Here is a 14,756-nt window from a genome sequence, read left to right as displayed (position 1 = left end):
TGTCCACACCTGTGCGCGCGCGTGACGGGCGGTGTGCTGTGCTCCGGCCGGACGTCCGGCGCGGTCGGCCCGACGGGGCCGGGTGCGCTCCCACGTGCAGCGCGCTCGCACGTCCGCGGCTGCCCGCCCGTCGGTCGCACGACGCACCGATGCTACCGGTCGACGGGTGAGGCCGTCAGCACGCGGCCGGGTGAGAGCGGCGACACGCCGACGTCCCTGCACCCTTGCCGCGATGACCTAGGGTAAGGGACCGGTGGCGCCCGCGAGGACGTGACCCGCGGCTCGCTCCGGGCTTCCGGCATTTGACCCTGTCCGGGGCAGCAGCGTAACGTGGTGCAGCCTTTCAACGGCTCCGTCCGGCGCGCCCTGACGCCGTCGTACGCCTCACCGCGTGCGTTCCCTGGAGCAGTCGAACCCGGCACCCAGGACCTGGTCGCGCGACTGCGTGCGATCGATCGACAAACGTGTGGAGAACGTCGTGACCAAGCGCACCTTCCAGCCGAACAACCGGCGCCGGGCCAAGACCCACGGCTTCCGCCTGCGCATGCGTACGCGCGCCGGCCGCGCCATCCTCGCGGCGCGTCGCCGCAAGGGGCGCGCCGAGCTCTCGGCCTGACGCACGTCCCGGTGCTCCCCGCAGCGCACCGGATGCGCCGCTCTGCCGACTTCCAGCAGACGGTGCGTCGGGGCGCGCGCGGGGGCCGCGACACCCTCGTCGTGCACCTCACGACCACGACCGACCCCGGCCCGCCGGCGGTCGGTCTCGTCGTGTCCCGGGGCGTCGGGAACGCCGTGACCCGCAACCGCGTCAAGCGACGTCTCCGGGCGCTCGTCGCCGCGCGGCTCGACGGTCTCCCGGAAGGGGCGCTGGTCGTCGTGCGGGCACAGCCCGCGGCGGCATCCGCGTCCTCGGTCGAGCTCGGCCGTGACCTCGACGGCGCGTTCGCGACGGCGGGCCGTCGGCTCGAGCGCCGCCACGAGGGTTAGGCGCCGCAGATGTCCTGGTCAGCAGTGTTCCGTGTGGTGCGTGGAGTGCCCGCCGGTGTCCTGCTCGCGCTCCTGTGGGTGTACCGGCGTGTGATCTCGCCGCTGACGCCCCCGACGTGCCGCTTCTACCCGTCGTGCTCGCAGTACGCCGTCACCGCGGTGCGACGCCACGGGGCGGCGCGTGGCGGGTGGCTCGCCGTCCGGCGGGTCGCGCGCTGCCACCCCTGGAACCCCGGTGGCGTGGACGACGTTCCACCGTCACGCCACGCGCACCACTCTCACGACGCGGCCGCGGCCGCGCACTGACGCTCGCGAGGAGCACTGCTTCATGGACTGGATGGACGGCCTGCTGTTCCCGCTGATGGTCGTGGTCGCCTGGATCATGGTCAGGTTCCACGAGCTGCTGACGTGGGCGGGGCTCGACGCGACCAGTGGCGCCGCCTGGGGCCTGTCGATCGTCGGCCTTGTCATCGTCATGCGCATCCTGCTGATCCCGCTGTTCTTCAAGCAGATCAAGGCGTCGCGCGGCATGCAGCTCGTGCAGCCCGAGATGCAGGCGCTGCAAAAGAAGTACAAGGGCAAGAGCGACCCCGCGTCCCGTGAGGCCATGAGCCGCGAGATGATGGAGCTCTACCGCAAGCACGGGACCAATCCCTTCGCGTCCTGCCTGCCGATCCTGCTGCAGTCCCCCATCTTCTTCGCGCTGTTCCGGGTCCTGTTCGAGCTGCCGCGCCTCGCGGCCGGCACCTACGAGCGCGCTGATGCGATCGGTCCGATGACGCGTGAGCTCGCCGCCCAGGCGGAGGCCGCGACCATCTGGGGGGCCCCGCTGTCGGGCACGTTCCTCAAGGCTGACGGCAACGTCCACATCCAGATCGTCACGGTCATCCTGATCATCGCGATGTCGGTCACGACGTTCACCACGCAGCGCCAGCTCACGATGAAGAACATGCCGCCCGCGGCGCTCGAAGGCCCCATGGCGCAGCAGCAGAAGATCCTGCTCTACATGCTGCCGCTGATCTTCGCCTTCTCCGGCGTCAACTTCCCGATCGGTGTGCTCCTGTACTGGACCACGACCAACCTGTGGTCGATGGGCCAGCAGTTCTACACGATCCGACGGATGCCGGCGCCCGGATCGGAGGCCGAGAAGGCTCTGAAGGAGCGTCAGGCACGCAAGGCAGCGCGGCGCGGCCAGGTCGTCGAGGACGCTGCGCCGGCTGCGGTGATCGAGGAGAAGCCTCGTGGGCAGCGGCAGCAGCCGAAGCGCAAGGACCGCGCGAAGGGTCGGCCGGCGGTCGGTGCAGGCACGGTGCCGGCCGGGGGAGCGGCGACCGACGCCGATGACGCGGTGACCGACGCGCCGGAGGCGGACGTGTCCGCCGACAGTGCGCCGGCGTCCGACGCCACATCGCCCGCGCCCGCCAAGAAGAAGAAGCGCAAGGACACGTCGTCGACGCCGACGGACGGCCCTGCAGCCCCCTGACCACCCGCTTCGCGCACGCCGTGACACGTTGTGCGGACGCGATCTCGCTGAACGGAGAAGAGATGGCTACTTCCGAGCCGGGCACCGCTGCAGACGGTGACCTCGTGACGCGACTCGAGGAGGAGGGCGAGATCGCGGCCGACTACCTCGAGGAGTTCCTCGACATCGCCGACCTCGACGGCGACATCGACATCGACGTCGACCACGGCCGTGCGGCGGTGGAGATCCTCGCCGAGGACGAGGACGACACGTCCCTGCGTCGCCTGGTCGGCCCCGACGGGCAGGTCCTGGACGCACTGCAGGAGCTGACCCGGCTCGCGGTGCAGACGAAGACCGGCGAGCGCAGCCGCCTCATGCTCGATGTCGCCGGCTTCCGAGCGGCGCGCCGCAAGGAGCTCATCGGGATCGCCCGCGAGGCCATCGAGCGGGTCAAGGCCGAGGGTGCTGCGGTCACGCTGAAGCCGATGAACCCGTTCGAGCGCAAGGTCGTGCACGATGCAGTCGCAGACGCCGGCCTCGTGAGCGACTCCGAGGGTGTCGAGCCCGAGCGGCGTGTGGTCATCCACCCGGCGTGACTCACGAGGGGTGAGCCTGCGGGTTCACGAAGATCCGACGCGGACGGGCGGGTGGCAGCAGCCACTCGCCCGTCGCTGTCTTCTGGCGGGCTCGGGATGGTCGTCCCCTCACGGTGTGTGGCTGACCTGGAGCTCGGTCGAGACGCCCTCGCACGTCGTCTCCGAGGCGGCTTCCCTGGCGCGGGTGAAGGCACATTCCGGCGGTGCGGTGCGGTGCGGTGTGCTGGGCCCGTGCGTCTCGTACTAGGGCCGTACGATCGGGCGCCCCCGGCCTGAGGTGACGACCTGGATGGCCAGCAGCGTTGTGTTTCACGTGGAACGAGAGCCGCAAGGGCGATGTTTCGTCGTCCACGGCGCCTGCCCCGGACTGCCCGTCAGCGGGGACGGGTGGCATCGGGCGGACCTTTCCAGGGTGGGAGGTGTGGGTGCTTGCCGCCTCGCGCCGTCCTCCCGGTGCGCGTTGCGTCAGGTCCGGGTCGGGTGAGTCTGGGACGACGAGACCGCGCGGAGATGCCGAGAAGTGCGACAACCACGGCGTGAGGAGATGCCTGACCCGTTGGACGTGTGGCTCGGTGCGCAGACGCCGACGCGGTGCTCAAGAGGATCGTCGTGGTGTTCTCGTCGCTCCGCGGGTCGACCGTCGAACGGGGTGGCGGCTGTCGGGGGTCCGCCGTCGTGGCCTTCCTGGTCCGAAGCCCGGCACCCTGGGCGCGCCGCGTGGCGGCGGCCCAGTCGGCGGCCTGGGCGAGTGGGGTGTGCGCCAGCGAACACCAAGGCACGTACTCGGGGAGACATGCTCGGTGACGAGGTGCGGATGACTCGTGCGAGCCGGGGGAGTTGGGGTCCGCGGCGACGAGCGGGACGGTCGTAGTCGACCTCGGCGACGCGCGCGCCCCGAGTCGCGTCGACCCGTCGCCGTTGTCGCCATCGAGCGTGGAACGTCTCGACCCTGCCAGGCGCCCAGTGGAGGTCGGACATCAAGCCAGCTGACAGGCCCAGGCGCACGGGTTGGTGACCTGGTCGGCTGCTCCACGGGGCGGGCCTGTGGCGTAGGCCAACGACAGTTCCCGGCGTCCGACGATGTTCCACGTGAAACGCGAGCGGGGAGGCCGGGGCGTTCGCCCGATTCTGCGGGACCCACCGTCCTCGAGAGCCACTTGCCCCCGTGGGCGCGGTGGTCCGCCAGCGCCCGTGCCGGCCGGTCGGATGTCGCACGCGGCGTGGACGGAGGGCGCTCGATACACGGGGTCAACTCGCGGCTCGTGCGCGCCCCCACGAGTACAGCACGACGCCGTCGGCTGCGGCGCCCTGCATCACCTTGGGATGGACTGATGCGCTACGCCGGTCGTGGGGTTCTGGGGCCGCGTACATCCCGCTCGGCGCTCTGCAGCACCCTCGGGCACTCGCGTGCTGCGGGCCGCGCGCGGCGCAGTGCGGCCAGGGCGTCGCTCTTCAGCGCGGTGCCGCGCGCCGCCTCACGGGCGTATGCCCGGCGCGCGGGTCGCGCGTGGCGTTTCGAACGCTCGGTCGTGAGCGCTGAGGCGTGGGGGTCGGGTACGACGTGGCGAGCAGCGTGGCGGTCTCGTACGGCCCGCGCGGCGTGCGAGAAGCTGTCGGTTCGGTGCCGTGGTTCAGGGCCGTGTCGACGACCGCACGCAGGTCACGCCTGGACGGCGTGGGGTCCTGCGTGTTGTGGGGTGCGCGCTGCGCGCGCTCATGCAGAGCGGTCATGACGACGGACGTGCGGCCAGCTCGGCTGGGCTCTGCCCTACGGTAGACGGAGCGTCGCACCACCAACTCGACCTTCCTCGTGTTCCTGATGCGCGGCTCCCGGCGCGGTGTCTGCGTTGCCTCACTGCCGCTCGCTGGACCTCGCGGCGTGGTTCCTGCAGATGACGGTCGTACAGGTCGCGCTTTTTGCGACTCGATGGGCGGGACGCTTCAGAGCATCGCCCAGGTGGGTCTCCGACGGGCGTCAGCTTTGGATGAGGGCAGGTATGCACGCCCGACCGCGGTGTGGGAAGGGGATGAGAGCCGCAAAGGCTTGCTGCGTCTCGAGGACCACGCGCTGCGGCGTAGGCCGCCCGCGGCACTTGACCCCTCGGCGCGAGTCTGTCCGCGCGATCATGCCCGCGGGTCGGCAGAGCGTTGGCCGTGGCTCGTCGCCGACGGCATCGCGTTGGGTGCTCGCCTCGCGAGCGGGCCAGACGGCCGTCTCCACGTGAATTGCTCAGCGCGACGTACTGCGAGGAGATGAGCACGCTCGGATCTCTTCACCGTCGGGCACGGCCACGTAGGAGCGAGGCGCCATCGATGTTCCACGTGAAACGGAGTCCGCCTGATCGCCGGCACCCACCCTCATGCGGCTTCGGGGATCGAGAGGCTTCTCGCGCGTCGACGCGCGTGCACGTGTCGATGTGTGTCGCTGAAGCCGTGGGGCGGCGTGGACGGGCGCACGAGACATTCAGCCGCATGGCGCGGAGTGTGGCTGCGGGGGAGCGCGGGCCTGTTGCGGGCTTGGCCTCCAGCAGAAGCAGGCGCCCGGGCGCCGGTGTCGCAAGGAGCGATCGCACTGACGAGGCGTCCCGCCCGCGGTGCGACGGTGCTCAGGACGACGGGCCCTGTCGACGCTGCCGAAGGACGGCGGCGGGGATGGTCGTCAAGACCGGCAGCGCCGGGCTCGAGAAGCATTCCGCCGGCGAGGCGTCGGCGCGACACTCGTCGGCGCGCGTCCAATCCGAGTGGTGTGGTCAGCCGCGTGGCGAGAACGGGAGGGATGCTCGCCTTCGTCGCGACCGTCGCGCGGTCCGGGCTGGAGATGATCTCGTGATTCGCGGGATCGTCACGTGGCACCCGTGCGCCGTCTCGTCTGGCGCGCGGCCGAGTGCAATGCGGTACTGCGTCGCGCAATTCACCTCCGGCGCTGCGCGGGAGTGCGAGTGCGCGATGGACCGCAGCGCCGGGGCGTGTGGGGCAGACCTCGCGCCATCGCCCCGTCCCGCGGTGGGGTGGTCGTGCGGTGGTGTCGTCGCGGCATGGTGTGGTCGTGCCGTGGTGTCGTCGCGGCATGGTGTGGTCGCGCCGTGGTCCTTGCGAGGTCGGCCGTTATCGACGACGCCCCCAGGGCGGACCCCCCGACGACAGAAGCCATCCCGTCGCTGACAGCTCGAACCGCCGAGGCGCACAGGCTCGGGTATGTGCTGCGGCGCGGCAGGGAGTGTGGCCGCGGGGCGGCTCGGGATGTGCCCCGGGGCGTGGCGGATCGGGCCTGTCCCTTGGCGTACTGGATGGACGTAGGTGCGCTGCGCAAGCCGGCTCATGCAGGTCCGCTGCGCAAGCCGGCTCATGCAGGTCCGCTGCGTGGGCCGGCTCGAGGACGCATGATGCTCGAGCCGCTCGAGCATCTCCCGCCGGGCACGTTCTGCCCGGTCGCCCAGTCCGGCACGATGGGCAGTGGCGCGGGGCTGTCTGCGTGTCTGATCTGCACGCACCTGGGAGGCGCGACGTCTCGACCGGCGTCTGGCCAACGAGCGGGACGTCCTGGTAGTCCTACGTCCACCACAGTTCCCGTGCACTCGATCCGCGTTTCCGCTCAGGTCGCGGCGCGCGGTGCGTCAGTCGCGGTCTCGTGGGTCACCTGCCGTGAACTCGGCCCGACCACGAGCCCCGCCGCGGTGTCCCCCGCTCCGCACGAAGGACATGCCGACGCCTACGGACGCGTACGTATCCGCGCGTGGACCGCACCGCTGCCGCCGTTCCCTTCGGCAGCACCACTGCGTCGCACTGCACCAAGGTACTGAGGCGCGGCCCCGGCACACTCACGTCCGCGTCCCACAGCCCAGGACGGTCCGACTCGGCGGCCGTCCTTTGTCGCGGGGAAGGCCGGGCGGTGTGTTCGGAGGTACTCGCACGTCTGAGCACTCAGCCACACATGGAGGGGCCCTGGCATGCCCTCGCGCCCGCATGTATCGCTGGTTCTCCCGCCGGGCCCGTGTTGTGATGGGGAGGACCGTACCCCGGGAACTCGATGAGGGACGCGGGGAGAAACCTCCCCGCTCAGTCGCCAGGGCCCGCCGCCCGAGACTCCGGGGAGGCCTGCCCTCGGTCGCCGGTCCGCTCGATCACAGGGGCTGGGGCACGGTCGTCGCGTGGGCATCCATGGCATCCATGCGCCTGGTCGCGATTCCGGCTGCTGGAGCTTCCCTGCCGTCGGCGTCCCGCCGTGGACGGAGTCTCGGCGGCCATGGGACGGAATCAACCTTCCAACTGTCGTCACAGAGCACCGATGCGTTGAACGTGACGATCCGGCCTGCTGGTCATGCCTCCTGTGACGTCGGCACCCGCTGATGCCGGGACTGAACCATGGGGTGTGACGTACCGGGCGATCGGGGTCGCACGGGCGTAGATCACCGGGGTGTGTGGGGGCGTAGGGCACCGGGGTGTGTGGGGGTGTCGCGGACCGGGGTGTGTGGGGGCGTAGGGGACCGGGGTGTGTGGGGGTGTAGGGGACCGGGGTGTGTGCGGGCGTAGGGGACCGGGGTGTGTGGGGGTGTCGCGGCCCGGGGTGTGTGCGGGCGTGGGGGGCCGGGGTGTGCGGCGTGGCGCACCGTGGTGTGGTGCTGGCGATCGGGGGCGTGCGGAACCGGCCCGGCGGGGTGTGGAACAGAGCCATCGGGTTGTACGGCCGTGTCGGTGACGCTGCGGGCGGTGCGCGCTGGCCGCCATGAGCGACGAGACGCAGCAGACGTGGGGCACCAGGAGACGGTGCGACCGACGGCGGTCATGTCCTGCGCCGCGCTGTCACCGCGTGCGGTAGAAGCTGGCGCCGCTCCTGCCGGAGCGGTGGGCTCGCGACGGACGGGGGCGCGGCACGGCGATGTTGGTGGGTGCGGAAATGTTCATGCCTCCCTCTGTTTCACGTGAAACTCGGAAGCGTGCAGGTCACTCTTCGGGATCACTCCGAACCCCGGCGGCCTCGCGGCAAGCCGGGGGTAGGGCAGCGCTCCGGCGGGGATGACCCTGGTCGAGGCGGTCAGCCGACGGCGGTGGACGCCCCGAGCGTCCCGTCGTACTTGACCCGGCGCGCGGGGTCTGACGGGCAGCACTGAGCACCACCCTGCTGGCGCGGCGCTTGGAGACTCGGGTCCGGCGCCTGAGGCGCTCAAGGGTGCCGTGTGTTTCACGTGGAACCGGAGCGCGGGCAACAGAGATGTGCCCGGTGATCGCACCCGCCGACGCGCTGTGAGCGACGACGCGCGGCGATCCGGATGCGGCCGCCTGGGAGGGGCCGCACAGCGTGTTCGGGAATCCGGACCGACGCCGACGTGGCGTGCCGACGAGGTTCGGCGATGCCGGCGGGCGGGTTGCTCTGCCGTGTGGGCCCTGAGAGAGCCCGAGGCCGGTTGTCTCCGGACATGCATGCGGTGCTCGTGCCTGCCCCGTACGTCCAGGCTCTGGACCCGTGTCGAGAGTAGGAGCTGCATCCGTCCGCCGCCTCGGGGGTACACGTGCGGTGCTGTACATGCCCGGCACGTCGAGGCTCTGGACCCGTGCCGGGAGTAGGAGTTGCACCCGTCCGGCGGCTCGGGCCATGCCTGCGGTGCTCGTGCCTGCGCCGCCGGTGCTCAGGGGAGAGACGTTCTCGGCAGTGCGGGGTGGGCTCGGTCGGCAGACTGAAGGGGGCGGTAGCGTATGGCGCGCAGCGCGAGATGGATCGACCGCGCGCGTCCGTCGGACGATCCCCGCCGTGTCTCACGTGGAACAGGAGCCCCGAGTGTCAGAAGAGTCGCGCGTCGAGGACGGCAACGACTCGCTCGTCGACCCGTGGGACGGCGACTCCCGGCTTCCCGACTTCTTCGGTGACGCGTGGTCGGCGGTCGAGACGTTCCACGCCTACTTGGTCGAGGAGGGGGAGCTCCGTGGATTGATCGGTCCGCGGGAGGTGGCACGCCTGTGGGAGCGACACATGCTGAACTCCGCTGCTGTCGTGCCGTTTCTGCCTGATCACGGGGTCATCGTGGACGTCGGCTCAGGAGCCGGGTTGCCCGGTGTTGTCGTGGCGGCGATGCGCCCGGCGGCGCAGGTGATCCTCGTCGAGCCGATGGAGCGGCGCGTCGCGTGGCTCGAGGACGTCGTCGAGCGGACCCGACTCACGAATGTCGAGGTCAGGCGCGCCCGCGCGCAGGAGCTCGACGGTGCTGTCGAGGCCGATGCAGTGACCGCGCGAGCGGTCGCGTCGCTCGACAAGCTGTACCGCTGGACGGCGCCGCTCGTGCGTGAGGGCGGAAGCATTGTTGCGATGAAGGGCGCCAAGGCGGCCGAGGAGCTCGCCGCGGCAGCGAAGGTCATGCGGTCGGTCGGTCTGATCGACGGTCGGGTCCACGAGGCGACGACGATCGCCGGGATCGAGCCGACGCGAGTCGTGTCGGCCGTCCGAGGGAGAGGTGCGCGTGTTCGGTAGGAAGAAGCGACGCGAGGAGCGCGAGGCTGCTGAGCGGGCGGCCGCCGAGGCCGCTCAGGCGGCAGCCACGTCTGTTCCAGACCCCGTGACCTCAGGAGGATCGGCACCGTCCGGGGGTGGCAGGTTCGGCGATCCCGCAGCAGCGTTCTCGGCGCCTGCGCCAGCGCCGGGAGCTGCCGTGGAGGCGCCGACGGCGATGCAGCCCACGGAGTCGATGCACGGTGGGCCGAGCTCGGCAGCGGCCCACGCCGACCAGGTCACAGCCACGCCGTCATCCGCGACGCCGGCGCGGGATGCCGCGCCGACGGAAGAGCGTCCGCCCGCAGACGTCGCCGCGCCCGTGCCCACGGCAGCACCTGCACCTGGAATGTCGTCGACCCCTGCGACCGCACCGTCGCCGACGTCAGCTGCAGGATCGTCGCTCGGACCCGCGACCGGTTCGACGCCTGCTCCAGCCACTGGCTCGACGACCGCTCCGGCAGCCGCATCGTCATCCGTCCCTCCGGGCATCTCGGGTAGCACCACGTCGACCGGATCGGCTGCCGCACCCCCGATGAGCTCGACGACCGCCCCTGCAGACGCATCGACCTCCGCAGCCGCCCCGACGCTCGACTCAACTGCCGGGGACGCGACGCGACCAGGCAGCGATCTCGGGCCTGCGAGTAGTCCCCGCCGAGACGTTCACGACGCAGGTGCGGCAGCCTCTGAAACTGCGGGCGCGTCCAGCAGTCAGTTCGGGGTGCCGGCGAGCGTGGGCAACGGTTCGCCCGCACTGGGGAACGCCGACGCGGACGGCGCCCGGCAGGTCGAGGTGGGAACCTCCGGTGGAGGGGAAGTGCTGTCGGCGGGCACTCCTCGGTGGACAGCGCACGACCTGGCCGCCTCGGGCCCGGCGTCCAGCGAGGCTCCTGATGAAACGGCTGCCGGGGGCGCCGGCGGCGCTGTTTCACGTGGAACGGATCACGAGCACGCCGATGGCGGCACTGTTTCACGTGGAACAGCGACCGGGGCATCCGCAGGGCAGGCGGAGACCCAGCAGCCCGCGAGCGACAGCGCGACGCCCGCGCCAGCGGGCGGTGCGGAAACCAAGCCGCGTCGCGCCGGCCGACCGCAACCGGTGTCCGTCGTCGAGATGGGCGCATCGCCGTGGCGTTCCGAGCCGCAGCAGATCACCGAGACGCGCGAGGGATCCCAGGAAGCTTCGCCCGCGCAGTCCAACGGCGGCGCCGCAGTGTCCGCACCGCCCGTCCAGGCCGCGACCGACGCCGGGTCCTCGTCGATTGCCGTGGGGTCGACGCTCGGTGCTGACGAGCTCCCTGCCGTCGTGGACGACGAGGCGGGCAGTGTGGCGGATCTCCCGGGGCGGGGGAGCGTGGCCGAGCCTACGCGCGGCGACGGCCAGGACGACGCGCACCGCGCTGCGCTCGTGGAGAGCCTTCCGCAGCCCACCCCGGACACGCCGCTGCTCGCCGAGCTCCAGATCGACGCACGTCGCCGCATCGAGCTGCGGGGCCGCAAGTTCCCGCGTCCCGAGCGCACCCGCGTGATCACGGTCGCGAACCAGAAGGGAGGCGTCGGCAAGACGACGACCACGGTGAACCTGGCGGCAGCACTCGCGCAGGCAGGACTCCAGGTCCTCGTCCTCGACAACGACCCGCAGGGGAACGCATCGACCGCCCTCGGCATCGAGCACAGGGCCGGCACGCCGTCGATCTACGAGGTGCTCGTCGACGGTGCGCCCATGCACGCGGCCGTTCAGGAGAGCCCCGATGTGCCGGGGCTGTGGTGCCTGCCGGCGACGATCGACCTCTCGGGTGCCGAGATCGAGCTCGTCTCGATGGTGGCGCGCGAGACTCGACTTCGCAGTGCACTCGACTCGTACCTCGAGTGGCGGGCGGAGCAGGGACTCAGCCGGATCGACTACGTCTTCGTCGACTGCCCGCCGAGTCTCGGGCTCCTCACCGTCAACGCGTTCGTCGTCGCCCGCGAGGTCCTCATCCCGATCCAGTGCGAGTACTACGCGCTCGAAGGGCTGTCCCAGCTCCTCAAGACGATCGAGCTCATCCAGGCGCACCTCAACCCCGAGCTGACCGTATCGACGATCCTGCTCACGATGTACGACGCGCGGACCAACCTGGCGCAGCAGGTGGCCGAGGAGGTCCGGACGCACTTCCCCGAGCGCACCCTGCGCACCACCGTGCCGCGGTCCGTCCGGATCTCCGAGGCGCCCAGCTACGGGCAGACCGTCATGACCTACGACGGCGGCTCCTCCGGGGCCCTCGCCTACCTCGAGGCTGCTCGCGAGCTCGCGGAGCGTGCCCTTCCCCCCACCACCCCCACCCCCGCCGGCACACCGAGCGGCCCTGTTCAGGAGGACCAGTGAGCGAGAAGCGTCGTGGTCTCGGCCGCGGTCTGGGAGCACTCATCCCGACCGGGCTCGACACCCCCCGCAGCACCGGTGACCGCCCGGTCGACGTGTTCTTCCCCGACGCCGTGAAGGCGGCCGCCGACGAGGCAGCGGCACAGGCTGCGGCGGCGGCACCCGCCGCCGAGCCGTCCCCGACGGCGTCAACGAGCGCCGCGGTGGAAGCGCCCGCGACCGTCACCGCAGTGGCCGACGAGCGGGTCACCGCAGCGACCCCTGGCGAGAGCACGGCGATCACGGACGAGGCCGCACCGGGTGCGGCCAAGGAGATCGACGGGCTCGTGCCTGTCCCCGGCGCTCGCTTCGCCGAGCTGCCGGTCGGGTCGATCCGGCCGAACCCCCGACAGCCCCGGACCGTTTTCGACGAGGACGCCCTGGCAGAGCTCGTCGGGTCGATCCGGGAGATCGGCGTCCTGCAGCCGGTGGTGGTCCGCGAGGCCGCGGACGGCTACGAGCTCATCATGGGGGAGCGGCGCTGGCGGGCCACGCAGGAGGCAGGTCTCTCGACGATCCCCGCGATCATCCGTGAGACGGAGGAGTCGGACCTCCTGCGCGATGCGCTGCTGGAGAACCTCCACCGCTCGCAGCTGAACCCCCTCGAGGAGGCAGCCGCGTACCAGCAGCTCCTGGACGACTTCGGCTGCACGCACGACGAGCTCGCGACCCGCATCCACCGCTCCCGGCCGCAGATCTCGAACACCCTCCGACTGCTGCGCCTGCCGCCCCTCGTGCAGCGCCGCGTCGCCGCGGGCGTCCTGTCGGCAGGGCACGCCCGTGCCCTCCTCGGTCTGGGCGACGGTGCGGCCATCGAGCGTCTCGCCCAGCGCATCGTCTCCGAAGGTCTGTCGGTGCGCGCCGTGGAGGAGATCGTCTCGCTCGGCGGCGACGAGAAGTCACCCGCCCGTAAGCCACGAACACGCGCGGGGATCCGCAACGAGGCACTGGACGACCTGGCGTCGCGGTTGTCGGACAAGTTCGAGACCCGCGTCAAGGTCGACCTCGGCAAGACGCGTGGCAGGCTCACCGTCGAGTTCGCGTCCGTGCAGGACCTCAACCGGATCCTGGCGACGCTCGCACCGGAGGACCCCGGGGTGCTCAAGGGCTGACCCGACCCCGGTGGCCGTCGGCACCGTGAAGTGAGCATGACTCACCAGTTCGTCAGGAAGCCCCGAGAGCCGTGCTCGGGGCTTCCTGCGGCGCCACCCGCTGACTAGCGTTTCTAGCGAGACCGCTCAGAGAAACGACCGTTCCGGACAAAGCAGACACGCGCGCCGGTCGTCGAGCACCAGGCTCTCCCGACGGCGCAAGGCGACCGTGTGCTGCGCTCAGGCCCGTGCGGCCAGCAGCTCCTCAACGGCCTCCTTGAGCACGGCCTTGGGCCGGGCGCCCACGAGGCTGTTCTCCATCTCGCCACCCGTGAAGAACGCGAGGTAGGGGATCGACTGGATCTTGAAGTCCTCGTACAGCCCGGGGTTCGCCTCGGTGTCGACCTTGACGAACTTCACACGCCCGGCGTACTCCTCGGACAGCTCCTCGATGACCGGACCGACCAGCCGGCACGGCCCGCACCACGTCGCCCAGAAGTCGACGACGACGGGCAGCTCGCTGCGGAGCACCTCCGCCTCGAAGGTCTGGTCGGTGACGTCGGTGGTGCTCATCGTGCCTCCACGTTCTCCTCGAGGACGAGCGCCGACCCCGGCGTCACCGGGTCGACGACGTCGGTCAGCCCTGCCAGGTAGTGCTGTGCGTCGAGCGCGGCGGCACACCCGGATCCCGCAGCGGTGATCGCCTGACGGTAGGTGTGGTCGACCACGTCCCCGCACGCGAAGACGCCGGTGAGGTTGGTCCGGGTCGAGCGACCCTCGACCTGCACGTAGCCGCTCTCGTCGAGGTCGACCTGACCGAGGAGCAGGTCCGTGCGCGGCACGTGCCCGATCGCGACGAACAGCCCACCGGCTGCGACCTCGCGCGTCTCCCCGGTGACCGTGTCCTGCAGCGTGACGCCCGTGACCTTGTCCTCGCCGTGGATCGCCACGACCTGGGAGTTCCACGCGAACGAGATCTTCGGGTCGGCGAACGCGCGGTCCGCCATGATCTTCGACGCGCGGAGCTGGTCGCGGCGGTGCACCATCGTCACAGAGCGCCCGAAACGGGTGAGGAACGTGGCCTCCTCGACGGCGGAGTCACCGCCACCCACGACGAGGATGTCCTGGTCACGGAAGAAGAACCCGTCGCACGTCGCGCACCAGGAGACGCCACGGCCGGACAACCGCTTCTCGTCCGCCAGCCCCAGCTCACGGTAGGCGGACCCGGTCGCGAGGATCACGGCGCGTGCGCGGAAGACGTCCCCACCACCGGTGGTCACGACCTTCACGTCGCCGGTGAGGTCGAGCGACGTCGCGTCGTCCCACAGCACCTGCGCGCCGAACTTCTCGGCCTGCTTCTGCATCGCGTCCATGAGCTCGGGCCCCTGGATCCCGTCGGGGAAGCCGGGGAAGTTCTCCACCTCGGTGGTGTTCATCAGCGCACCGCCCGCAGTGACGGACCCGGCCACGACGACGGGTGCCAGACCCGCGCGAGCCGCGTAGACGGCGGCGGTGTACCCGGCCGGTCCGGAGCCGACGATGACGAGGTCGCGCACGTCGGAGGGGGTGGGCTGGACGGCGGAATCGGTCACTGGTGCCTCGCTGGCTCGTTCGGGCGTCGTGGTGGCGACGGGGCCGCGCCGCGGCCCGGGATGCTGGATCGTCCAACCGATCGTAGGGCGCATCTGTTCCCGGCGGCGGACGGCGTCCACCCCGCACGCGGACGTGTCCGGACGTGCCC

Annotated in this window: 11 protein-coding genes; 8 read left to right on the top strand and 3 right to left on the bottom strand. The window is 71.2% G+C overall.

Annotated elements, in window-relative coordinates; translation table 11 throughout:
* Positions 1–478 precede the first annotated feature (478 nt).
* From rpmH to rsmG, 6 genes are all read left to right on the top strand, one after another.
* Positions 479–616, top strand: a complete 138-nt coding sequence (gene rpmH / locus CFLA_RS18735; protein WP_043601468.1) for a 50S ribosomal protein L34 — start codon at positions 479–481, stop codon at positions 614–616.
* 11 nt (positions 617–627) lie between these two features.
* Positions 628–987 (top strand): ribonuclease P protein component, encoded by a 360-nt coding sequence (gene rnpA / locus CFLA_RS18730; protein WP_043599336.1) that lies wholly within the window; start codon positions 628–630, stop codon positions 985–987.
* Between the two features lie 9 nt (positions 988–996).
* Entirely contained in the window at positions 997–1,293 is a 297-nt protein-coding gene (gene yidD / locus CFLA_RS18725) for a membrane protein insertion efficiency factor YidD (protein WP_013118923.1), read from the top strand.
* A gap of 22 nt (positions 1,294–1,315) precedes the next feature.
* Positions 1,316–2,470, top strand: coding sequence for a membrane protein insertase YidC (gene yidC, locus CFLA_RS18720; RefSeq protein WP_013118922.1), 1,155 nt, complete (start codon positions 1,316–1,318; stop codon positions 2,468–2,470).
* A 62-nt stretch (positions 2,471–2,532) separates the two neighbouring features.
* Positions 2,533–3,045 carry a Jag family protein gene (locus CFLA_RS18715; RefSeq protein ID WP_013118921.1) on the top strand — a complete coding sequence of 171 codons (513 nt, stop codon included), beginning with the start codon at positions 2,533–2,535 and terminating at the stop codon, positions 3,043–3,045.
* 5,590 nt (positions 3,046–8,635) lie between these two features.
* Positions 8,636–9,505: a 16S rRNA (guanine(527)-N(7))-methyltransferase RsmG gene (gene rsmG / locus CFLA_RS18710; RefSeq protein WP_148234426.1), complete on the top strand. Its 870-nt coding sequence runs from the start codon at positions 8,636–8,638 to the stop codon at positions 9,503–9,505.
* A gap of 257 nt (positions 9,506–9,762) precedes the next feature.
* Here the strand turns inward: rsmG and CFLA_RS18705 are convergent, their stop codons facing one another.
* Positions 9,763–9,999: a hypothetical protein gene (locus CFLA_RS18705; RefSeq protein WP_013118916.1), complete on the bottom strand. Its 237-nt coding sequence runs from the start codon at positions 9,997–9,999 to the stop codon at positions 9,763–9,765.
* A gap of 638 nt (positions 10,000–10,637) precedes the next feature.
* On the opposite strand from CFLA_RS18705, the gene CFLA_RS18700 reads away from it, so the two are divergent.
* Both CFLA_RS18700 and CFLA_RS18695 read left to right on the top strand, forming a co-directional pair.
* Positions 10,638–11,888: a ParA family protein gene (locus CFLA_RS18700; protein ID WP_013118915.1), complete on the top strand. Its 1,251-nt coding sequence runs from the start codon at positions 10,638–10,640 to the stop codon at positions 11,886–11,888.
* Positions 11,885–13,036 (top strand): ParB/RepB/Spo0J family partition protein, encoded by a 1,152-nt coding sequence (locus tag CFLA_RS18695; RefSeq protein ID WP_013118914.1) that lies wholly within the window; start codon positions 11,885–11,887, stop codon positions 13,034–13,036. The genes CFLA_RS18700 and CFLA_RS18695 overlap by 4 nt, the downstream gene beginning before the upstream one ends.
* Before the next feature lie 219 nt (positions 13,037–13,255).
* Here CFLA_RS18695 and trxA read toward each other — a convergent pair whose 3' ends face one another.
* Positions 13,256–13,588, bottom strand: coding sequence for a thioredoxin (gene trxA / locus CFLA_RS18690; RefSeq protein ID WP_013118913.1), 333 nt, complete (start codon positions 13,586–13,588; stop codon positions 13,256–13,258).
* Positions 13,585–14,607: a thioredoxin-disulfide reductase gene (gene trxB, locus CFLA_RS18685; protein ID WP_013118912.1), complete on the bottom strand. Its 1,023-nt coding sequence runs from the start codon at positions 14,605–14,607 to the stop codon at positions 13,585–13,587. The genes trxA and trxB overlap by 4 nt, the downstream gene beginning before the upstream one ends.
* Positions 14,608–14,756 lie beyond the last annotated feature (149 nt).

It is taken from the genome of Cellulomonas flavigena DSM 20109 (assembly GCF_000092865.1).
Taxonomy (GTDB): Bacteria; Actinomycetota; Actinomycetes; order Actinomycetales; family Cellulomonadaceae; genus Cellulomonas; species Cellulomonas flavigena.
This window is presented reverse-complemented; position numbering and strand designations above follow the sequence as displayed.